Source organism: Neobacillus drentensis (assembly GCF_036966985.1).
Classification (GTDB): Bacteria; Bacillota; Bacilli; order Bacillales; family Cytobacillaceae; genus Neobacillus; species Neobacillus drentensis_E.
Genome location: NZ_JBALSN010000755.1, coordinates 1 through 595, shown reverse-complemented (window position 1 = coordinate 595; position 595 = coordinate 1). Strand labels below are relative to the sequence as shown.

Here is a 595-nt window from a genome sequence, read left to right as displayed (position 1 = left end):
GCCAAATCCTGGACCTCCCGGCAAAGCATTTGGTAAAGCATTTGCAGCAGGTAAAACTGCTGGCATTGGAGCAGCACATGGGTTACAGCAGTTAATTTGCTGGTTGCATACCTCTTCAGCACATGATGCAGTTTGCGGGCAAAAATGTTTGTGTTGAAACAGATGATGATTAACCGTAGTTGTGTGGACAGGGTGAATATGGGGAACCACTGTTGTTGAAAACGTATGGTTCACAATTTGTTGAGTCGGATGAATAACAGGTGGCATAAAATTAGTTCCAAGATACATATGATAATCTCCCTTCAGAATTTTGTTTACATTACAGCCTATGTTGAAGGGATTACTCTTGTACTAATGAAAATACCTATTTTTCCCTTGAGAACAGTTTATTTCCATGATTTCTATTTATATATGTATAAATGCCTAGCTTTTATTTAAGTTTACTAGGCATATGTTTTTTATAGAAAAGAATAAAAGCTATCTTTTAAGCTTGTAAAAATAACTGCTGTCAAACATACGACGACGAAAAATAAAAATAATATTGCTTTATACATATTACCAGCTCCAAATGTTTTGTATTTCATTTTTTTCAATC

Annotated in this window: 1 protein-coding gene; it reads right to left on the bottom strand. The window is 34.8% G+C overall.

The features are described from left to right. A partial coding sequence (locus V7659_RS31395) for a CotD family spore coat protein (protein WP_335543893.1) occupies positions 1-288 on the bottom strand: 288 nt, incomplete at its 3' end. Between the last annotated feature and the right edge of the window lie 307 nt (positions 289-595).